The organism is Candidatus Enterococcus myersii (assembly GCF_017316025.1).
Lineage (GTDB): Bacteria > Bacillota > Bacilli > Lactobacillales > Enterococcaceae > Enterococcus_C > Enterococcus_C montenegrensis.
In genome coordinates this window covers 214138-234395 of sequence record NZ_JAFLVT010000008.1, presented here as the reverse complement: position 1 = coordinate 234395, position 20258 = coordinate 214138, and the positions used below count along the sequence as shown (strand labels likewise).

The following is a 20258-nucleotide window of genomic DNA, read 5'->3' as shown; positions in this document are numbered from 1 at the left end:
GGATAGCCGATGGATAAGCGATTATTTGAAAGCAGTGAGTTTTACACACGACGATACAACAATTTTTCTACAATGGTTATTCTTCCTATTTTCTTGCTTGTGCTATTACTAGGTAGCTTTTGTTTCTATGGAAAAAGAGAAATGACCATAAAAACTGTTGGTGAGATTCAACCTGTAAAAATTATCTCAGAGATTCAATCGACTACCAGTAATGAAATTGTTGAAACAAACTTAGAAGAAAACCAGCTGATACACGTAGGTGATATATTAGTCCGCTATAAAGATGAGACAACAAAAGAGCAATTGAATTATTTACAAGAACAGCTATCAGAAAATACCCATCAGAAAAAACAGTTGGAATTGCTAAAGGATGGAATCGAACAAGAGAAATCTACTTTTCCAGAGAATGATAAATACGGTTATTCTCAAATTTTGGCAGATTACTTTTCTCAAAGGCAAGCACTGATAGAAAGCAACGAGAAAGAAAATGCCGATATTAACAGTCAAAATGAAGCAATCGCAACGACAAAAGCAGCAATAGATAATGAAATACAACAGACTCAGGATAAAGTATCTGGCTATTCTACATTGGCTCAGGCGATCCAGAATGGAAATACTACCTTTGATAAAAATAGCGAGCTGTATCCCATTTTTGATTCATATCGTCAACAGATAAAAGATGTAGTAGAAAATAAAGGGGTAAAGAAGCAGATTCTAGCTGAAATCCAAACAACAATCGATCAACTAAACACCACTATTTCAAGCTATCAGGCACAACGAGCAGGTGCAGGGGCGTATATTCAACAGTCCTCTACCCTAGACGAACAATTAGCTTCTTTGAAGTCTCAACAACTATTATCGGCAGACAAAGAATTGACAACAGTTAATACGAAAATAGCTGAATTAGAATCAAATTTGACCTTACAAAAAGAGTTAGACAAACGTAATACTATCACCTCTTCATCAGAAGGTATTATCCATCTAAATGAAGAGGTCAAAGGAAAAAACTATATCGGTGAAGGAACAACAATTGCGCAAGTTTATCCTACTATACAATTAGGTGAATCAGTAAATCTGGTTGCATACGTGGATTCACAGGATATTGCATCAATTCATAAAGAAGATAAAATCCGATTTACCTCAAAGAAAGAAAATGCGGAATCGTTTGAACTAGCTTGTCAAATAACGAAGATTGGAGCATCACCGGAAAAAACTGAACGTGGTAATTATTTTAAAGTTACTGCAAAAACAATCATTTCAAAAAACAATCAAGCGGATATTCGCTATGGGTTACAAGGAAATTTCACGATTATCACAGGAAAAAAGACTTACTTTGATTACTACAAAGATAAGCTTTTTAATAAAAATTAATGGAGGGATTTTTTATGAAAACGTTTGAGTATGTAGAATTAACTGAGGCAGAGATGAACGAGACGGTTGGCGGAGGCAAAGGAGGGATAAATTGGTTTTTAGGAGTCTTCGGACCGAAAAAGCCGTAAAGATACCGCCACTTTAATAGAATATTTTAAAGTGGCGGTGTTTTAGATTTCTTTTTTCACAATATACTGAATAGCATCATATAGTTCGTCAAAAACACAATCTAAGGATTTATTTAATGAAATAGCAGCAAGTATTTTTGCTTGCGTTTCATATAATTTTATCGCTTCTTCATTAGAGTGTTTTGTAGAAAGAACGATAATTTCTCCGCTCCTATCTAATGATCGTATTTTCTTACACTGTTTTCTAACATCACTTTGAGTCTGAAATATTTTTTTCCAAATAATGTAGATGTTGGTGTGACTTGTATTGAGATTAAAAAAATCAGCTTGATCCTTAAGATGAATGATTGGAATATTCAAGTATGGTAAGTAATTCTTGATCTTGTTCATCACTGTTTTCTTTCCGATAAAATAGATTTGCATGTTTTCCACCTTCGCCACCCTCGTTTCGTTTACAAAAATTGTAGTATACCCGATTACTGTATTCAATCTTATTATCCTGAACGGGTATGTATCACTCTTGAAAGGAAAATACCAAATGAATATTTTACTTAAAGATAAGGGATCATGGATCAAGGTCCCCATAGAACAAGTTATATATATTTCGACCACTCGACAGCCACACTTACTTCAAGTAACAACTGATACTGATGATTATTTCATATATGATTCTCTTCATCATATTGAAAAAAGGAGCAACAAGTTAATGTTCTGTAATAAATCAGTCATAGTGAATATTGACCAGATAGAACGGATTGAACAGAAACTATCACAGATTCATTTTCATAGTCCTGGCATTCCAGCTGTTGTTTGTTCTCGCAGCCGCTATAAAGAGATTCTACAGGCTTGGAAAGCGTTGTAACAAAAAAGATTCGATGGTAAAATTGAAAACAACTCTCCAAAAAATGAGGTGCATTTCATGATTGATTTTTTATTAGTTTTGCTCATTTTAATTGCCCAATTAATTCCTACTTGGATTATTCATAATCAAGTTGCAGATGACCATGAGAAAAAGGTCGGTTGGTGGATAGCGTCAGTTTTGGTTTCTTTACTTGGCGGATGGATGTTCAACAATTACTATTGGTTTCTTATAAATTTTCCTTTTTTCTTTATTTATGAATGGAAGAAAAGGGAACATTTACCATACTCATTGATTTACTTTATCTCAATTTATTCAGTGTTCATCCCACTGTTGTTAACAAACTTAATGACACTATTTTTGTATACGGTACCAAAGGTTTCATTTGTTAATGACAGCGAGATTAGTTGGGTTTTATGGAGTGTGATTGGGTCGGTAGTTATTCATGTTGGAATCGTGCGTATCATGAAAATTGATTTTTCTATTCTAAAAAGTCGCGATCCTTATGTAAGAAATAAAATCATCATTCCTTCTATCGTCGCTCTTACATTTGGCTTGTTCCTATTTTTAATTCCATATTCTCTTGAACGCCAATCCCCTAACTCTAATTCTTTACATGGATACACCAAATATATCTTTTTTGTTTACATCTTCTTATTTATTAGTTTGTTGTTATTTTTATCTTTGCAGGCGAAGAATTTTTTGCAAAGAGAAGTTCAAATGATTAAAGAAGAGCAATATGCACAGCTTACACGGTATACACAAGAAATTGAGCAATTATACCAACAAATTCGAGGCTTTCGACATGATTTCGGGAATATTTTGAGTAGCCTTGGAGAAAGTATTAGTACAGGCGAAATTGAACAAATTAAGCAAGTTTATGAAGATGTCTTGGTACAAGCCAATATTGATTTAAATAAATCAAGTTATGGCATTACAGAATTATCGTATGTTTCAAATATCGCTGTAAAAAGTGTGTTATCCGCAAAGTTAATGTCTGCAGAACAAAAAGATATACATGTAAGTCTGGAAATAAAAAAACCGATTGTCACATTTATCATTGAAACATTAGACTATGTAAGAATTTTGTCAATCCTTCTTGACAACGCTATTGAAGCAGCAGAACAAAGTGAAACCAAACAACTTAAAATTGCACTTTTTGTAGAGCACATGCAATTAGTGACAGTAATTTGTAATTCAAAATCGGAAGACGTCACAGTATCCGTCGAGAGAATATTTGATACCGGTTTTTCAACAAAAGGGATTGAACGTGGTACAGGTTTATCTAACGTAAGGGAAATCTTAGGAAAGTATAATCGTGCAACTATTGATACAGTGATTGAAAACAAAGAATTCAAACAAATACTTATTCTTAGAGAAGGAGCTACTTAGGATGATAATATCAATTCTGGAAGACGATCTTGTGCAACGAAGAAGATTGATCAGGCTCATTAACGAAATCGCAGAAGCGAATCCCAGCTATGAAATTAAACATATTTTTGATACAGGTAAACCGCAAGAAATCATTGATAACATAGGTGGTAACCGTAGTAGTCAGATGCTTTACTTTTTGGATATAGAAATCAAGGGGGAAGAGAAAGAAGGCTTAGAGGTCGCAAAAAAAATACGAGCATTAGATCGCTTTGCGACGATTGTTTTTGTCACCACGCATTCAGAATTTTCTGTCCTGACCTATTCTTATCATGTATCTGCTCTTCATTTTTTAGCGAAAGATCAAAAAGATTCACAGTTAATACAAGGTCTTAACGAATGCTTAGAATATGTTCAAACAAGCTCCGATCAAGAAGTTCCTCAAGATGTCTTTCGTTTTGAAAATGATTATCGAATGATTGAACTCCCTTTTTCAAAAATTTTATATTTTGAAACATTTTCTCAACCACATAAATTAGCTTTGATTGCTACAAATCAACGGATTGAGTTTTATGCCAATCTATCAGAAATTGAAAAAATGGATAGTCGTTTTTTCAGATGTCATAAATCAACAGTTGTCAATATTGAAAATATTGTAGATATTGATCGGACATTAAATCAATTGAAAATGGCTGGGGGAGCTACCTGCTATTTGTCCAAAAGGAAGGTCACGGCCATTCAGAAAAAGAGATTGGCATTACAAAGCGAAAGAAGATGAGAAGAAATGGAAAATTTCGAGAATAAATTACTAAGGAGTTATGTTGGCTATTTGGGAGAAAGAGAAGAATCTCAAAAAGTGACTATCTACAAAATATTAGCGAATGCTAACATGCTAACGTTCTATTTTACGACCATTCTGATGTTAATTAGTTTAATCTGGGATTCTATCCATCAGCAATTTACATTAGGGACATTTTTATTGCTAGCTGTGCAACAATTTAACAGCTATTATATTTTATTCAAGTTCAGGAAGTATAAGGTACAGCAAACAAAATTTGATGATAAAGAAGCATATATCCTGGCTGTAAAAACTTTAAAGCTGAAAGGATTCTGGATCGGATTAGACTGGGGAGTCTCAATGTTTATCACAATGACTTTCATATTCCCCACATTGTGGCACGATCCAATAAGAGTAACTATATGGAATGTTTTAATTTGGTTGACAGCCGGCTTCTTTTTCGGCTTTACGATGTATCTTGTTAGTAAAAATCAATTAAAATTAGTCACAAATGATTCTGATTGATAAATGGTATGTTTAGGTTGTGATAGGGATGTTTTAGCAGTTAGTAACATGTTTCTACTACAAATCAACTCAGTATTCCTTCTGTTGGGTAGCAAAAAAGAATTCCTAGATAAATAATTGAAGGGTGATAGTTACATGGAAATTAGTCAAATTTTGAAAGAGAATAGGATAAAAAGAAAATTGACTCAGGAACAAGTTGCAAAGGCAATCTTTGCTTCACAAAAATCTATTTCGAATTGGGAACGAGGGAAAACATTTCCAGACATTGACTCGCTAATCCGTTTGGCAAATTTCTATGAATTATCACTCGATAATCTTTTGTTGGAGGGATCAGCAATTGTGAATGAGATGAAAAAAAAGGTAAAGACCTATTCTTTGCAAAAATGGTCACTTTTGGGACCACAATTGACAAACTATTTATTGTTTGCAATGTTAATGGTTATAGGAAACAGCAAAGAGCAGTCTCTAGTTCTAATGTCCTTAATCGTAGCAGCAGGAATTACAAATGGAATAAGTACACTATACTTTTCAAAACAATTGAATGATGTGGATGTTCATAAATATGGTAATCCTTGGATAAAAAAAATCACTATTTTCTTAGGTGTTTTGTTCATAAGCTATTGTATAATCTCTGCTACATTGAAGCTTTTATCTAATTAACCCTTTGGTATTAAGTGCAAATCATTTTATGGAGGTAAAATTGTGTGGAAAAAGAGAATGCTCATTAATGAAAAATTTGATTTTTTGTATACGCTTATTTGGATTCTAATATGGATCATTTTATTACTTCTATTTAAAATTTTTGATCTTCATTCTCGAATATTAAGTATTGGTATGCTTATACCTGTGACAGTTATTCCAAATCTCATTACGAGTCTCCGACGAAAAAATCAAATCAAAAAAATTGAATGTTTGAGAGTAATTTTAAACGTCCCGATTGAGGAAATTAGAATGATCGCTGGAATAGGTCGCTATGATTTAGTTGATTGGACATGGAAGCAATCATGTATTCCTCAAAAGAAGATGTATCTGTTAGAAGACACATTAGAAAAGAAGTATATTGAAAGATATGGAAAAGCATTTGAACTGGAATATCACGAAAAGCATTAAATCGATTTACAAGTAGTTTACACTAATACTTTTAAATAATTAGAAAGTTAATAATGTTGTATTCCTCTTTTGAATCTATGAAAAAGAAGGATTTGGATACCAATAATCGCTGCATTTCACAATATAATGGATAGTCCCCCTTAAGTAACACGGGGGTATCGAACTCAGTAGAATCTGCTGAATCCCTTGTTATATAAGGTCTGAACCAACTTTTCGTAGAATTATTTTTTTGTAAAAATTAACTATATAGGACACTGGTGTGTTCTGGGCTGATCCTCCTAAAGAGGGCAGTTCAGTATCCACCAGTGTCCTTTTTTAAGAATTTCTAAAGGTTAAGGATTTTTCTCTCATTTATCAAATAATTCGCTATCCACAATTGTGATAGTAATGCCCACAAGTTGATTATGTATTTTTATTATATCTAAAAAAATCATAAGATTTTTCTGATTCTTTGAAAATACCCCTATTTCAATCGTTGTTAATGTGGAAAGAAATTTAATGGAGGTATACAGGATGATCACAAAAATTCGTAGCCCTAATTATTGACTGAACTACCCACACATCAATGATAAAAAATAGAAAAAGGAGAAATTTATTATGCCAAAAAAATTAATTGTAAAAACATCTAGCGCCATCTCATTGAAAGAATCCGAAACATATAATCTTGCGGATTTGCAATTTGATTTGAAACAATTCAAAATTCCACAACGTTTTGTCGCCTTAAAATCTGAAATCAGCCCCAAAATAGAAAAAGGACAAAATCATATTGGAGAATATGTCGAAACAGGACTGATTACTGTCACATTCAAAGCATATGATCGTGCATTTGCGGAACTTGTGATTAATAATGGTGGAACTGAGCTAGGCTCACCTATTTCCGTTGTGGTAGAACATTTAGAAAATTTACCGATTTTAGATGGATATGAAGAAGATGAGTTAATTCCTGTTCGTTTTGACAATCTTCAGGTTCATCCCAAAAAAATTCAGAAGAAATCTTTTGTCGGCGAAGGAAAACCAATGATTGATACGTGGCAATTTGCGGCATTAAAAGTTTGTGCAACAAATTATCACTTAGGAGAACCAGATGGTGCACCAGTCGCTCCAAAGTAACGAGTGTCTGATAGATTATTTGCGTTTTTCTTTAAGTAATTCTTCTTTGGAAATGATTTCCTCACTGTTGGGTATCCCTCTCACGGAGTTCACCTCTGAAATGAGAGGGAGTCCCTACCCTACTTATGACAGTCAGTTATCCTTCGCAAACATCGTTCTTCATAAGAGTGATCGTCACGGAAATCTGTTGGTTGATTTATCTGGACAAGGGTGCCGACAATATGAAGAATATATGTCTAGTATTGATGGTTGGCATTGGCAAAAATTTCTCGCAACCATCTTAGAGATGGGCGGTAAGATTACCCGCATAGACTTAGCTCTTGATATTTTTGATGCGACTTCTCCTTCTGTACAGAAGTTAGAAAAATATGTGAAGAATGGGCTGTTAAGTTCGCAAAGTCGCAATTTTCGTGAAATCAATAGTGGTAAAATCAGTGATGGCTCTTTGACGGGATTTACACTTTACATTGGGGCGAATCCACAACTACTTCGGATTTATGACAAGCGACAGGAACGGCAAGATCAGCTGGGAGAAATTGTTACGGTAGAAAAATGGGTACGTTGGGAATTGGAGTTATCTGGTCAAAAGTCAATTCAAGCAGTTAGAAAACTTGCGCGTGGGACGCCTTTGAATGCCGTGATACGAGGTATATTGGCTTCTCACTACTGTTTCAAGTCAAAACCTAAGAGAGACCCTGACTACCACAATAAAGCTCGCTGGAAGAATATGAGGTGGTGGAATCAATTTATCAAGGCTATGCCAAAAATTCCGTTGCGAGTTATTCGAGAAAAGCCCACGCTAAACCAAACAAAAAATTGGTTAGAGCAATCTACCTCGAAATCACTGGCAATGATTCACGAATCCTTTCGGCGAGCCTATAGTCATGAACATGCAAACCTCTATGTCCAAGAATTACTCGCAAATGGGCGAAAGAAATTAAAAGAACGAGATTATACACTGATTGAGCAAAAAGTGATGGAATTAGAAAACGAAGATTCTTACTAAAGTGAGGTGAAACTTATGAATTCTTTTATTAGCAAAGAAGAGTTGATTGCCTGTGGTTATCCAAAACACACCGCTCAGAATATTATTAGACAAGCAAAGGATATTATGGTACAAAAGGGGTATCCATTTTACATGAACAAGCGATTAGGACGTGTTCCTAAAGATGTCGTTGAATCCATTCTAGGTAGTGAACTAGACATGGAGGAAAAACAACATGGCTAAAACAAAATATACAGGTGTTTATGTAGACAAAGACAACCAATTTTATTATGAAACAGAACTCGGGACAGATCGTATCACGGGAAAAAGACTGCGCAAAAAGAGCAGGACGGATTCATTTGGCAAGAAGTTCACGTCTGCTCACGCAGCCTACAAAGAATTGATTAAGATAAAAAGAGAATATCATCAAGTTCAAAAATATGCAAACTATCACCTAACGTACAATGAGTTTATGGATCGTGTATATATTCCAGCATATAAAACAGATGTGGAAGAAAGTACCTTTTCAGTTCGAAAAAAGACGTTAGAAAATATCCGTGATCGTTTTGCAGACACCCCCCTTCGCTCTATCACAATTGAAGATGTTCAATCTTATCGAACTTGGCTATTGTCAGACAAAGACTCTGGTGGTGCTGGATACGCACCAAGCTATGCTAGCTTGGTTTTCGGGATGTTTAGGAAAAGCTTGGATATGGCTGTTATTATGCAATATCTTGAAGTAAATATCTCCAAACGAGTAAAGGCGATTCCTAAAGGAAAATGTAATGTCGCGTATTGGACAAAAGATGAGTTTGAAAAAGTCATTGCGACGATTTGCATTGATGATTTTTATGAACATTTGTGTTTTGTGATGTTATGGATGTATTATATGACAGGTATTCGTGTCAATGAGGGCGCAGCATTATGGTGGGATGACGTGGATTTTAGAAACAAACGTTTGCGTGTTCACCATATGTTAATCACCCGTAGTCGCTCGGATTGGGATCGTAAAAATTACACCAAAACAGATGATGGTAAACGAACGATTGTTTTAGATGATGATACCCTTGCTATCCTAAAGGTTTGGAAAAAGAGGCAAAATGAGATTGGAATTCATGACTTCATCTTTTCTTATGATGGTCTTCCTATGATCAAGTCAACTATTGCTAGAATTATTGAACGCTACGCTAAATTTGCTGGTATCCATAAAATTCAAGCAAAAGGATTACGTCACTCTCACGCTTCATTTCTAATCAATGAGTTTAATGTTTCAGTATTGGTACTTTCAAAACGAATGGGTCACTCTAGTCCAGAAATTACCTTAAAACACTATTCTCATATGTGGTCAGGTGCAGATGAAAGTATCGCAAAAGAAATGTCAGGCAGCATTAAAATTCAAACAGCACCAAAAACAAATATTGTTTTTTCGGGCAATCAAGTAATCAAAAAATAAGAATACTCTAGTTTCCCGCCAAAATCCCCGCCAAGAATTAAAAAGAGTGCTATAATCATTGAATTAAGGGGATTTATAGCACGCCTACTATATTGGAGTGGGAATAAAATTAACCTTTTTAAGCAAAAACAAATAAACCAACGGGCGCTAAGTTGCACTGAGTTATCACTTTTATAACTCACTCTTACCAAATTAAATCAAGTTTTTGGGTACTAAAAAAAGTACTAAGACCATAAATTTCATGGTTTTAGTACTTTTTCTTTTCCGCTGAAGTTAAATCTTTATCAACCAAAATCACCAATTTCTTCAATTGCTTCATCTTTGTAGCACTATTACTTGTGTTACAAAGTATTGTTTACGCGAAGAGGTCAACTAGTTTAAACTATTAATAGTTGTTACAACTTTATCTTTTGCTTGTTGCAACTTGTAAGCATTTTCTGCTTCTTGTTCAGCTGCTTTTGCGCTACTTAAAGCCCTATCTACCCCTGAGAGTGTAGTTGCTTCGTTTACAGCTTGTACATAATTTAGTTTGTCTTGCGTACTCATGTACTCAAAACTATTAATTTCTTGAATTGCTTTTGTTTTAGCTTCGGCTAATACCTTTTCTGCATTTGCTTCATTCTCTGCATTTAATGCTCTTGCTTCAGTAAGAATAATATTAAGCTGTGCAACTGTAGTAGAAGACCAAATTTCTTTTCTGTAATTGTCTTTGTCAGTTTGTGTTAACCAAACCATACCTGCAATTTCAATATCTGCATTCTGCATGTTTGCATGTAGAATATCTAAATCTTGGTCTTGTGCTGCTTTACCTTGAGCATCTACTTCTGCTTTTGAAGTTGCTGTAAACATAATTGCAGTCTTATATTCTGATTTTTGAGATTCACTTAAATTTTGCAATGCTTCAACTACATTAATTTTTTCAATTCTATAAGCACCTAGTTCAGCAGCTTCATTTTCTCTTTGTGCCTCTACTACTAACTCGGTTACACGGTCAATCGTTTTAGCTGATGCAATGTTAGATACGTAGTACATTTTTTGTTCTTTAGATAAGAAACTTAAAGCATTTACTTCTTTAATTGCTACTTCTTTTACTTTTTGTAGCTCCTGTGGATACTGTGCTTTAGCATCTGCATCTTGTGCCTGTCCTACAATTGTTACAACTGCATCTTTAGAAGTGGCACTTTTTACTTGTTGAATATAGACATTCTTTTGCGCTTGATTCAAATATTTCAATTCGTTAATTGTTTTAATTGCTCCTGTTTTGGCAATTTCTAATTCTTTTGCTGCAATTTTAGCTTCTAAGTCTTTAATCAGTTGCTTCTGTTTTTCAATTTCTTGTTTAATTTCTTCTACTTTTTTCCCAAGAACAGGTACATCGGCTTCTTTTGCATTTTCTAGAGCAGTTTTAGCTTCATTTAGCATTACAAGGGCTTCATTCAATCCCTTTTCTTGTTTGTTCATTGCAACGTATTGTTTATTCATCTCAGCGTTAACTGCTTCAACTTCATGTGCTTTACTAAAAACCTTATTTTGTGCTTCTACTAACTGGTCCAGTAATCTAGATTTTTCACTAATAATAATTACAAGAGCATTTGTTAATTCATCGCGTTTTGCAAGGTCTACTGGGTCTGCTTGTTCATCTCTACCTGCAGCTTCAATTTTTGCAATTACTTTACTCAATGCATTTTGCATTGTTTGTTCTTCTTGTACTTTAGTATCAAGAGCATCTCTTGCATTATCTCGTACAGCTTCTAAATCTTTTAATTCACTTGCTTTAGTTGTATAAAATGTTTGTGTTTCTTCATAGGTTACTTTAACATTATTAAACTGTCCTTCAGCAACGCTATAATCATTTTGTGCTTTTTCTACTGCTTGTTTCAAAGCATCAATATTTTGATTACCTTCAATACCTGTTTGTAAATCTGCTTCAGCTTGTACCAATTGTTTTTCGAGTTCAGCTAAACGCGCTTTAGCAGCTACCAATTGTGCATACAATTCCTCTAGTGCAGGTTCTCCAGGTTCTCCAGGTTCAGGAATTGGTTCTGGGTTCGGTTCTGGGTTCGGTTCTGGGTTCGGTTCTGGTGGTGTTACATCGTTTCCATTTTCATTGTTTGAACCATCATTGTTACCTGTTCCGTTTCCATTTCCACTGTTTGAATCATCATTGTTACCTGTTCCGTTTCCATTTCCACTGTTTGAATCATCATTGTTGTTATCTGTTACATTTCCATCTGAATTATTGTTACCTATATTACCTGATTGACCATTATCTGTGTCTGTGTTACTTGTTTGATTATTATTGTTTTGTGGATGCTCCTGTTTTAGAGTATCTGATTGTTGATTTGCTACTGTTTGGTTAGGGTCTACTTTATCTTCATCCTTAACAGTACCTCCAACTATCTCTTTACCTTGGTCGGATGAAGATTGAACTGAACTTTGATTGTTTACTGTATCCGATTCTTGACCGGCAATTGTTTGTGTTGCATCATGCTTTTCAGTATCCTCAATAATGGAATCACCAATAACTTTCCCTGATGGATCTGTTACTTTTACATGATTACCATCCCACGAGATAATTGTCCCAACTTGAATTGAATATTGTTCACCTTGTTTAAAGCCATTATCATACAATAGATTCATTGGATTCTTAATATTCAACGCTTTCCCAATATGCCAAACTGTGTCCCCGTATTCAAATTCCAATGACGTTTGACCAGATTGTATCCGATTAGAAATTTGTTGAACTGAATTTGGAACCCATTCAGCGGCATTTGCTTGTGTAGAGTTTGTAACCAACATGCCTCCACCAAGCAAAGTCGCAAACAACATACCTTTGATAACCCAACCTTTTTTCCCTTTGACCATTTTCGCGCGATATTTTTCTTCTACAAAAAATGATTTAGGAAAACTTTTTATTTTTCTCATATCTTTCTCCTTTTTTAATTTTCCACACAACTACTAATCATTATATAATAATTTTCTAATCAATTACAAATGTTTAGAAAAAGTAATCTGCTAGTTTTGATTCTAATGTTCCAAAATCCAAAGACCAACTCTAAATTTAGCATCAAAATCTGCCGTCCATTTTGTTAGATTCATGGCAATCCTATGAGTGTGCTATTTATAAGCTTCTCAAAGAAAACAATTGTAATTGAGTGGAAATCAAAATAAGCCTAGAACGTTGTCTGATATGCTCCCTATAAAGTAGACAAGGAAAAACAAAAATTCCAAATCTACTTTATAGGGAGTTTTTGTATGTCTAAGAGAAGTCTTTATTCTCCAGAAGAAAAATATCCTATCATTTCAGAGGTGATAGATGGTCGTCGTAGTATGAACAGTATCGCTAACTATACCTGTTAGAAATAATTTATACGCATAACCTATTTATCAAAAATAATGTAAGATTCAAATACTAAGGGATTACTCTCTTTTAAATAAATATCTAGTCCTTTATCCTTTGCAATAATGTATCCCTTAGAATCAGAAAGCTCGTATACACCATTACCAATAAACTTATACTTTGAGCTTAGAATTATTTTTTCTTGAAAAGTGGTTACTTCAATACTTTGATCATCTTTAGTGAACAGATAGTACCCTTTAGGATTACTACTATCCCACTTTTTGGAATCACGCTTTGGTATATAAGTATGAGAACTCAGGATTTTTGTATTTAACATTAACTTAGTGTCGTTCGCCTTGACAAAGAATGTAATCGTTGTACCTATCAACAAAATATTGAGTATCAGACTTAATATCATACCTTTATTCTTCATTATTTTCATCTTTTTTTATGAGCCTCCCCAACATAAAATTTTGAGATTATTATTAGATATATATAAATATAAACATAGTGCCAAAACTTGTCGGATTTATTAGCTAGGTTAGGCTAAATTTAAACTAACAAATAGCCTTACCAGAGCAAAAAAGGATCACCTATATCTTTAAACTTTTACACAATCATAGTAAGCTCTAGTACGTTAGTAATTATACCCGATTTATCTCAATACTTTCGCCCACTAAATGTAATTTCATTCTCGAAGTAAAAAGAAGTTCATGTTGTAAATATTTTTCATCATAAGCGGTGATCTCATCTTCTGCAACAGTCCCATATCCATCATCCGTAACATAATCATCCAAATTGGAAAATTTGTACTTTGAGTAATCATACTGAACAGAAAATTTTTTGATATTTTTCCATCTAATAATATAGTCAATATTTTCATAAGGATTACGTAAACACAGATTAACTTCTATTACTAAATTTTCTAGTTCTTTTACTTCCATCTTCATTAATCGATAGTCGTGAAAAGAATTATCTTTTAGGAATTGATATGAAGTACCCAAACGTTTTGATAACCGTTCTAAATTTTTATAATAACCCTCAATATCCCAGTGTTCATCATTAACAAAATATTCCATTTACCAACATTCTCCTTATCTATATGAATACTAAGAAAAACGCGCCCCAACTAGCCACTGCTGAAGCAGCGAAAATTGCAAAACCAACTACAGCAATAAATATTCCAATTGCAATTACAATATCAGTCGCTTTCTTCATATTTAATTTTCGAGCTATAATTTTTGAACGAGCTGCATTCATATTTTTTAAATCTTTTTGAGCCTTTTTGTAATCGTTTAGTCCTTTAACCTTTCCTTAAATCATGCCACTGTCCATAACCACGTGTCAACGCTTCGTTTTTTTCTGGTGTCCAATACGATTCGGAGATATCTACATCATAATTTTCTAAAATCTCTTGTAATTTAATTACTTCTTTTTCTTGTTCGTTCAGATTAGTTATGCTTGCAACTAACTCCGCCTGATTAAGTAATTTTCTTGCAGTATTATTTTCCATGTTTGATGCAAATACTTGAGATGGATAAATCAATAACAAAATGAGCGTCGAAAATAAAATCATTTTTTCTTCATAGTAATTAGTTCTCCCTTCTTTTTACATAGAAGCAAATGCTTTCTCCACTTTGTTTTTCTATCGCTTATGCTAGTATGAATCTTCCTTTAAATAAAAAAGATCACGCTGAATATACTGACTCCCAGAAGTTAGATTTTTGGTCTAACTTCTGGGAGTCAGGTCATTTTCTGTAAACTCTTCCTATATTTTTTTCAGTTTGAACTCAATCCATTTGTCGAAAAAATCGGACAGTAAGAAAAAAACATCAATTTTTTAATATTAATTGCTTATTATTTAATATATATACTTCATCTGCCAATTTCTCAACAAAATGAGAATCGTGAGAAGTAAACAGGACCGTTCCGGCATATGCCTTTATTAATTTTTCCAATGCTTCAATCGTTGTCAAATCTATAAAATTAGTTGGCTCATCTAAAATCAAGACATTGGAGGGTATAGTAAAAACTGTAGCTAATGAAATCCGTGTTGATTCACCCCCACTTAGAGAAGTCAATGGTTTTCCAATATCTGTTTGAGAGAATCCTAAATTACTTAATATACTTCGAACAACTGCTTCTGAATATTCAGTACGCTCCATTAAATAGTACAAAATACTCTCTGATTCACTAAATTTATAATCCATCTGTCGATACACTGAAAAGGTGACCTTGGGAGAAAGAATAATGCCTTCTCCATTTGATACAATATGATTTAATAGGGTTGTTTTTCCAGTCCCGTTGTCCCCAACAATAGCAATTTTCTTTTCCAAGGAAAACTGAAAATCACACTTCTCCAACAAACTCTTTTCTCCCTTTTTTAAAGATACTTGCTCTCCACGTATAGGAAATTTGTTATGAATTTCAACTGATTTAACTTTTGGAAATAGAATTTGCTTTTTGCTCTCGGGTTGGATAGGCTCATCTAGCTGGGCTAAACGAGATTCCATTGACTTAAACGATTTTTGAAGCCCCTTTTGAACAGTATCTTTTTGCTTTGAAGAAGATAGACGGTCAGGTCGAACATTCTGCTTTTTTTTCTTGGCAGACACTTTTTCAGAATTGGCTGCCTGCTTCTTTTTTCGAGAAATCGCAGCTTCCAACTTCTTTTTTTCTTTAGTATAGTTATTAGCCGCCCTTTGCCGCTCTAATTTCTCGCTTTCTTTTTGCTGTTTATAGGCATCATAATTACCAATATACTCGGTAACTTGACCATCCCTAATCTCCCAAATTTTAGTTGCTAATTGATTTAGAAAATAGCGATCGTGACTAACAAAAATAAGTGTGCCATAATAATATCTTAACTCTTCAATTAAATAGTCAACCCCATTACGATCTAAATGAGTGGTTGGCTCATCTAGTAACAGACCCATTTGATAGGTAGATAGGGTCTGAGCTAAGCGATATTTGGTCTCTTCACCACCACTTAATGTGTTGATTTCATTTTTGGGAACTTTAAAGCGACTAACAAGCTCCCAATCCATTCTCTCAGAATCAATGACCTTTGTTCCTTTTGGTATTTGTGAAAAATAACTAAAAGATACTTCCCGTTGAATAGAACCGGTTTCTGGTACTATTTCGCCTTGTATTATCTTCAACAGAGTAGATTTTCCCGTCCCATTATCACCAATAATACCAATGCGATTATTTTCATAAACTGTCAATTCTTGTATATTTACTACTTCTTTTGTACCCAAATTTTTTCGGATATTCGTTAGTTTAAGTGCTAAGTTTTCCATTAATTTTCTTCTCTTTCTTCTCGGGAAAAAGAGTACACAAAAAGGATAGTCTAGGACTATCCTTTGATTTCTATATTCAGGAAAAGTACACACTAATCCCTTGAAATCGCTCTTTCCAAGACTTTTGAATTTATTTAATTAGCTATTCAAAAGTTCAATACGCAATTTCATGGATGCAGTCATAATATACAATCTCCTCTTTGTTTTATTCAGTACTGTAATACTACTGTATACTGACTAGAAAATAAAGAGAATTAAGACCTTTTTTCATTAATACCATTTACCTAATGATTTGATTTACTTGTATGTTAAACTATCCAATTATCGAAATAAAAGCCTGCCATATAAAAAGAAAAGTGACAGTTTTGAATTGTAAATAATTTATCCGTACAACTTATTTGATCATGTTGATTCTTCATTACAATTTCAAATATAAAAAAACTTATCCGATTTTTTCAGATAAGTTTTTTTGTTATTTAATTCCCTAGTGAGCACTAAGTTTTCTTTATTGCCAAGCGGCAGCATTTTTTTTGACAAACGTTGCAAAGCTGCGAGGATTTTTACCCATGATGATATTAAATGTATCCGTAACTTTCTTAGCTGTTCCCAGGCGTGTCATCATATAAAGCATCCCCATCACTGTCGCATATTCTTTGTCTAGTCCGCGAATGGTGATCCAATATTTTTTAGCCAAACGTGGCGCAGGATTAGCGTAAGAAATTTTGCGCTGTAAAACTTCACTTAATGTGTCTGCAACTTGATCGTAGTCGATTGCTTCACTACCTGTGATGGCATATGCTGTATTTTGATGCTTCGCTGGGTTAGTCAAAACTTTTGCTATCAATTCACCAATATCTTCAGCATCAATAAAACTAGTTGATGCTTTTTTAACTGGTACAACAATTTTATTGAAATGTTTAATTTCAAAAGCGTGTACACCACTTAGATTTTGCATGAAAAAACTAGGGCGAATATGGCAATAAGGGACGCCAGATTTTTCAATATATTTTTCGATTTTATAATGAGGAGGCACAGGATTAGGTTCAATCCCGATCAATGATAAAAAGCTAATTAATTTAATTTTACCGCTGTTTTTTAATGCATCAATAAAAGGATACAAATCAGCGGGATTGCCTAAATGAGGCGGGCGCATGATAAAGACTGCTTGTACATCTTGCAACGCTTTTGCATAGGTCTTTTCATCCATAAAATCAAAGGGGACAACGCGGACATTTTCAATATTGCCAAACATTTTTGTTAACGTATCTGGATGTGTCCCGGCAGCAGTCACTTGCTGACCATTTTTTAGTGCATATTCTACGACGTACTTGCCGACATTTCCCGAAGCTCCGGTTACTAAAATTCTACTCATGATTCTTTTTTTCCTCCACTAAAATTTCGTTAGCACGTTCTAACAAGTCAATAAATTCTGCAAACTTTTCTTTTCCCATTTTTTCTTGCAACAATGTCATTGTTTTAAAGTATTCTGTATATGCGCTCTCCACTAATTCAACAGCTTTTTTCGTTGGAATTAAGCTAAAACTGCGCTTATCTATCATCGACTGTTCTTTTACAATATATTCTTGTTTTAATAAAGAAGTCGTCATATTAGTGGCCATCGCTTTTGTCACATTAAAAAACTTTGCCACTGCATTGGGTGTCTTCTCTCCTTCTGTTTTAACTAAATAGATCAACATTCCCATCTCACTAGAACGAATTGGTAAATTTTTTTTCACGTTAACATTCATGCGACAAAAAAGCGCGATTTCTTCTGAAGCGTGTATAAAATTGTCCATCACTATTTCTCCTTGCTAATTTAGTACATCTAATTTACTAGATACAATTATAATACACTTGATGTACTATTTCAACATTAATTTCAATATAAAAAAAAGACTAAGCCCATTAGCCTAGTCTCAAAAGTTCTGTATTTTAAATTATCATACTATTAAAATATTGTTCAGTGTACCCAGCCAATTTTATCGAATGGATAAAAACGTAATTTCATAACTCCTTCGATTGCGTTTTTTTGTACAAATCCAATAATACGGCTATCTTCAGAGTTTTTGCGATTATCCCCCAATACAAAATAAGCATTTTTAGGAATCTGTGTCTGATTCCGTAAATTGTCAGCAAGTTTTTTATCTAATTCAAAAATCTGCGTACTATCCGGCAAGTTAACTGAATATCGAAGAGCATCGTACTCTGTATCAATATTTTTTTGATTAAATAAATACAAAGTTGAGCCCTGAATAACAAATTTGTCACCTGGAACACCAATCACACGCTTAATATAAGTCTTGCCTTGCGAGTCATTGCCGTCTGGTGTAAACGTCACAATGTCATAGCGTTGGACTTCTTGTGTTTTTTTTATTAAAATTCGGTCTCCATTATGAAGCGTTGGAATCATAGACTCACCAACAATTTGATGCGCTTTAACATTTATTAAGAAAAGAACACACACTACTATTGTCATTAACAGTAAGAATAGATCCCAGTATTTTCGTATTTGTTCTTTTCGCCGACGCTGCAAAATTAGCTCTATTTGCTCTGAGGTCAATTTTTTTCGCATCTTTTTTTTTGAAGCCACTTGCGACACAATTCGAGGGTTTTCTTGTTTTTTTTCTGTCATAACTTTCAACTCCTACAATTGCGTCATACGGGAAACTGGTAAAAATATTGCTGCGCCAACACCAAGAATATTTTCCTTTGGTACTAATCCGTAATCCCGACTATCAACACCAAAACTACGATTATCCGCCAAAACTAAATAATAATCAGCGGGAATTCGTTGATTCTTTACACCTCTAATATCACTGGTAGTAAAATCTGGTGTCAGCTGATACGCTCTATCTTTTGCTGCAACTAAATCATCACTTAAAAAGCGTTCGGGTATTTCCCGCGTACCTACGTATAAAATATCTTCATGATAGCGAAGTTCTTCTCCTGGTAAACCAATAACACGTCGAATCGATTGTTGTTTTCTTCCTGGAATTTGAAAAGCAACGATATCAAACCGCTCAATCTTCTTATACTTTCCTAAGATCAACCTGTCTCCCGCTTGCAAATTTGGCAACATGCTGAAGTCATTCACTGTCTGTATTTGAAAAAAAATAAAGAATACTCCCATAACCACTGTAACAAAAATTCCAAAGGTAACAAATAAATCTTGAAGGTAGCGCCTGCGCCTTTTTTTCCGGATGCTTTGCGCAAGTAGTTGTAATTGTTGTTGATTTAATCTTTTTTTCATCAGTTCCCTCCTATTCTTGTTGGAGGGCTGATTTATCTACTTTAAAATGATTAAAAACTTGTTCTTGAGCAGCTTGCGTTCGCTTAATGTCGTTTAAATAGCCGGAATTAACTTCCTTATTTTTTAGCTGTTTGATGGAAAGTCCGGCTAAATTGATACCCAACTGCTTCATTCGTGTATACAACTGTTTCAATACCAATTTTTCATCTTTTCCTAAACGAGGTTCCGGAACATTCGAACCATAACTAACTAAACGAGACGATAAATCGTAGATTGTGCTTTGCGCTTTTTTTTCGTTACTGGTGGTTGATAGTTCTTTTAACTGTTTTTCCAATTCTTGAACAATGAAGTAGCCTTGAACAACATTTTCAGAATCAGTTGCCGTTAAACTTGTGGATTGGTAATAGCGGATATAATAGCTTCCACCTGCGAATACTATTGAAAAAATCACAGCAAAAATCACATTATTTCGATTTTTACTTACCTTATCCATCAAATCAACGCAATAGCGCAACCAAGCCCGACGTTGTTTTTTGCTGGGCTTCATTGCGCTGACTTTATTTAATTTCTGCTGGTTGGTTACCCAAGCAGCAATCGAAATAAACATAAAGATAATTGCAAAAATTGCAAGGGAGAGGAGGATTATAAAAAGCCAGTCTAGTAGTTCCATCACTCC

At 34.2% G+C, this 20258-nt stretch carries 22 protein-coding genes; 11 read left to right on the top strand and 11 right to left on the bottom strand.

Features of this window, described 5'->3' with window-relative positions:
- Nucleotides 1–9: 9 nt before the first annotated feature.
- Nucleotides 10–1371, top strand: a complete 1362-nt coding sequence (locus JZO76_RS06490) for a bacteriocin secretion accessory protein (protein WP_206903340.1) — start codon at nt 10–12, stop codon at nt 1369–1371.
- Nucleotides 1372–1541: 170 nt separating this feature from the next.
- Here the strand turns inward: JZO76_RS06490 and JZO76_RS06485 are convergent, their stop codons facing one another.
- Nucleotides 1542–1931 (bottom strand): hypothetical protein, encoded by a 390-nt coding sequence (locus tag JZO76_RS06485; RefSeq protein ID WP_206903339.1) that lies wholly within the window; start codon nt 1929–1931, stop codon nt 1542–1544.
- Between JZO76_RS06485 and JZO76_RS14245 the strand changes: the two genes are divergently transcribed.
- The 10 genes from JZO76_RS14245 to JZO76_RS06435 all read left to right on the top strand — a co-directional run bounded on the left by JZO76_RS14245 (nt 1921) and on the right by JZO76_RS06435 (nt 9690).
- Nucleotides 1921–2361, top strand: coding sequence for a LytTR family transcriptional regulator DNA-binding domain-containing protein (locus JZO76_RS14245; RefSeq protein WP_431520968.1), 441 nt, complete (start codon nt 1921–1923; stop codon nt 2359–2361). The two genes, JZO76_RS06485 and JZO76_RS14245, sit on opposite strands and share 11 nt — an antisense overlap.
- Nucleotides 2362–2418: 57 nt before the next feature.
- Nucleotides 2419–3750 carry a sensor histidine kinase gene (locus JZO76_RS06475; protein ID WP_206903337.1) on the top strand — a complete coding sequence of 444 codons (1332 nt, stop codon included), beginning with the start codon at nt 2419–2421 and terminating at the stop codon, nt 3748–3750.
- A 1-nt stretch (nt 3751) separates the two neighbouring features.
- Nucleotides 3752–4507, top strand: a complete 756-nt coding sequence (locus JZO76_RS06470) for a LytR/AlgR family response regulator transcription factor (protein ID WP_206903336.1) — start codon at nt 3752–3754, stop codon at nt 4505–4507.
- Nucleotides 4508–4513: 6 nt separating this feature from the next.
- Nucleotides 4514–5032, top strand: coding sequence for a DUF3278 domain-containing protein (locus JZO76_RS06465; RefSeq protein WP_206903335.1), 519 nt, complete (start codon nt 4514–4516; stop codon nt 5030–5032).
- Nucleotides 5033–5167: 135 nt separating this feature from the next.
- Entirely contained in the window at nt 5168–5692 is a 525-nt protein-coding gene (locus JZO76_RS06460; RefSeq protein WP_206903334.1) for a helix-turn-helix domain-containing protein, read from the top strand.
- Between the two features lie 42 nt (nt 5693–5734).
- The gene (locus tag JZO76_RS06455) at nt 5735–6142 is read left to right on the top strand and encodes a hypothetical protein (protein WP_347401455.1); all 408 of its coding nucleotides are present in this window, start codon (nt 5735–5737) and stop codon (nt 6140–6142) included.
- Between the two features lie 597 nt (nt 6143–6739).
- Entirely contained in the window at nt 6740–7252 is a 513-nt protein-coding gene (locus tag JZO76_RS14165; RefSeq protein WP_242595808.1) for a hypothetical protein, read from the top strand.
- Nucleotides 7227–8258: a replication initiation factor domain-containing protein gene (locus tag JZO76_RS06445; RefSeq protein WP_206903333.1), complete on the top strand. Its 1032-nt coding sequence runs from the start codon at nt 7227–7229 to the stop codon at nt 8256–8258. Before JZO76_RS14165 ends, JZO76_RS06445 begins: the two co-directional genes overlap by 26 nt.
- Before the next feature lie 15 nt (nt 8259–8273).
- Nucleotides 8274–8480 (top strand): DUF3173 domain-containing protein, encoded by a 207-nt coding sequence (locus tag JZO76_RS06440; protein ID WP_206903332.1) that lies wholly within the window; start codon nt 8274–8276, stop codon nt 8478–8480.
- On the top strand, nt 8473–9690 hold the full coding sequence (locus tag JZO76_RS06435) for a tyrosine-type recombinase/integrase (RefSeq protein ID WP_206903331.1): 1218 nt from the start codon (nt 8473–8475) through the stop codon (nt 9688–9690). The genes JZO76_RS06440 and JZO76_RS06435 overlap by 8 nt, the downstream gene beginning before the upstream one ends.
- Before the next feature lie 372 nt (nt 9691–10062).
- Here JZO76_RS06435 and JZO76_RS06430 read toward each other — a convergent pair whose 3' ends face one another.
- The 10 genes from JZO76_RS06430 to JZO76_RS06385 all read right to left on the bottom strand — a co-directional run bounded on the left by JZO76_RS06430 (nt 10063) and on the right by JZO76_RS06385 (nt 20252).
- Nucleotides 10063–12615: a GA module-containing protein gene (locus JZO76_RS06430; RefSeq protein ID WP_206903330.1), complete on the bottom strand. Its 2553-nt coding sequence runs from the start codon at nt 12613–12615 to the stop codon at nt 10063–10065.
- 455 nt (nt 12616–13070) lie between these two features.
- Entirely contained in the window at nt 13071–13472 is a 402-nt protein-coding gene (locus tag JZO76_RS06425) for a hypothetical protein (protein WP_206903329.1), read from the bottom strand.
- 202 nt (nt 13473–13674) lie between these two features.
- A complete protein-coding gene (locus tag JZO76_RS06420) occupies nt 13675–14109 on the bottom strand; it encodes a hypothetical protein (RefSeq protein ID WP_206903328.1) in 435 nt (144 codons plus the stop codon).
- Between the two features lie 224 nt (nt 14110–14333).
- Nucleotides 14334–14543 (bottom strand): hypothetical protein, encoded by a 210-nt coding sequence (locus JZO76_RS06415; RefSeq protein ID WP_206903327.1) that lies wholly within the window; start codon nt 14541–14543, stop codon nt 14334–14336.
- Between the two features lie 319 nt (nt 14544–14862).
- Entirely contained in the window at nt 14863–16332 is a 1470-nt protein-coding gene (abc-f, locus tag JZO76_RS06410; protein WP_206903326.1) for a ribosomal protection-like ABC-F family protein, read from the bottom strand.
- Nucleotides 16333–16837: 505 nt separating this feature from the next.
- Nucleotides 16838–17704, bottom strand: a complete 867-nt coding sequence (locus JZO76_RS06405) for an NmrA family NAD(P)-binding protein (protein ID WP_206903325.1) — start codon at nt 17702–17704, stop codon at nt 16838–16840.
- Nucleotides 17697–18128 (bottom strand): MarR family transcriptional regulator, encoded by a 432-nt coding sequence (locus JZO76_RS06400; protein WP_206903324.1) that lies wholly within the window; start codon nt 18126–18128, stop codon nt 17697–17699. The genes JZO76_RS06405 and JZO76_RS06400 overlap by 8 nt, the downstream gene beginning before the upstream one ends.
- Nucleotides 18129–18292: 164 nt before the next feature.
- Nucleotides 18293–18964: a signal peptidase I gene (lepB, locus tag JZO76_RS06395; RefSeq protein ID WP_206903323.1), complete on the bottom strand. Its 672-nt coding sequence runs from the start codon at nt 18962–18964 to the stop codon at nt 18293–18295.
- A 12-nt stretch (nt 18965–18976) separates the two neighbouring features.
- Nucleotides 18977–19582, bottom strand: coding sequence for a signal peptidase I (gene lepB, locus JZO76_RS06390; protein ID WP_206903322.1), 606 nt, complete (start codon nt 19580–19582; stop codon nt 18977–18979).
- A gap of 10 nt (nt 19583–19592) precedes the next feature.
- The gene (locus tag JZO76_RS06385; RefSeq protein ID WP_206903321.1) at nt 19593–20252 is read right to left on the bottom strand and encodes a hypothetical protein; all 660 of its coding nucleotides are present in this window, start codon (nt 20250–20252) and stop codon (nt 19593–19595) included.
- Nucleotides 20253–20258: the final 6 nt, after the last annotated feature.

Bases quoted from the DNA above. Each gene is read 5' to 3' on its own strand.
- JZO76_RS06490 (WP_206903340.1), top strand. From the start codon at position 10: ATGGATAAGCGATTATTTGAAAGCAGTGAGTTTTACACACGACGATAC.
- JZO76_RS14245 (WP_431520968.1), top strand. From the start codon at position 1,921: ATGTTTTCCACCTTCGCCACCCTCGTTTCGTTTACAAAAATTGTAGTA.
- JZO76_RS06475 (WP_206903337.1), top strand. From the start codon at position 2,419: ATGATTGATTTTTTATTAGTTTTGCTCATTTTAATTGCCCAATTAATT.
- JZO76_RS06470 (WP_206903336.1), top strand. From the start codon at position 3,752: ATGATAATATCAATTCTGGAAGACGATCTTGTGCAACGAAGAAGATTG.
- JZO76_RS06465 (WP_206903335.1), top strand. From the start codon at position 4,514: ATGGAAAATTTCGAGAATAAATTACTAAGGAGTTATGTTGGCTATTTG.
- JZO76_RS06460 (WP_206903334.1), top strand. From the start codon at position 5,168: ATGGAAATTAGTCAAATTTTGAAAGAGAATAGGATAAAAAGAAAATTG.
- JZO76_RS14165 (WP_242595808.1), top strand. From the start codon at position 6,740: ATGCCAAAAAAATTAATTGTAAAAACATCTAGCGCCATCTCATTGAAA.
- JZO76_RS06445 (WP_206903333.1), top strand. From the start codon at position 7,227: ATGGTGCACCAGTCGCTCCAAAGTAACGAGTGTCTGATAGATTATTTG.
- JZO76_RS06440 (WP_206903332.1), top strand. From the start codon at position 8,274: ATGAATTCTTTTATTAGCAAAGAAGAGTTGATTGCCTGTGGTTATCCA.
- JZO76_RS06435 (WP_206903331.1), top strand. From the start codon at position 8,473: ATGGCTAAAACAAAATATACAGGTGTTTATGTAGACAAAGACAACCAA.
- JZO76_RS06430 (WP_206903330.1), bottom strand. From the start codon at position 12,615: ATGAGAAAAATAAAAAGTTTTCCTAAATCATTTTTTGTAGAAGAAAAA.
- JZO76_RS06425 (WP_206903329.1), bottom strand. From the start codon at position 13,472: ATGAAAATAATGAAGAATAAAGGTATGATATTAAGTCTGATACTCAAT.
- JZO76_RS06420 (WP_206903328.1), bottom strand. From the start codon at position 14,109: ATGGAATATTTTGTTAATGATGAACACTGGGATATTGAGGGTTATTAT.
- JZO76_RS06415 (WP_206903327.1), bottom strand. From the start codon at position 14,543: ATGGAAAATAATACTGCAAGAAAATTACTTAATCAGGCGGAGTTAGTT.
- abc-f (WP_206903326.1), bottom strand. From the start codon at position 16,332: ATGGAAAACTTAGCACTTAAACTAACGAATATCCGAAAAAATTTGGGT.
- JZO76_RS06405 (WP_206903325.1), bottom strand. From the start codon at position 17,704: ATGAGTAGAATTTTAGTAACCGGAGCTTCGGGAAATGTCGGCAAGTAC.
- JZO76_RS06400 (WP_206903324.1), bottom strand. From the start codon at position 18,128: ATGGACAATTTTATACACGCTTCAGAAGAAATCGCGCTTTTTTGTCGC.
- lepB (WP_206903323.1), bottom strand. From the start codon at position 18,964: ATGACAGAAAAAAAACAAGAAAACCCTCGAATTGTGTCGCAAGTGGCT.
- lepB (WP_206903322.1), bottom strand. From the start codon at position 19,582: ATGAAAAAAAGATTAAATCAACAACAATTACAACTACTTGCGCAAAGC.
- JZO76_RS06385 (WP_206903321.1), bottom strand. From the start codon at position 20,252: ATGGAACTACTAGACTGGCTTTTTATAATCCTCCTCTCCCTTGCAATT.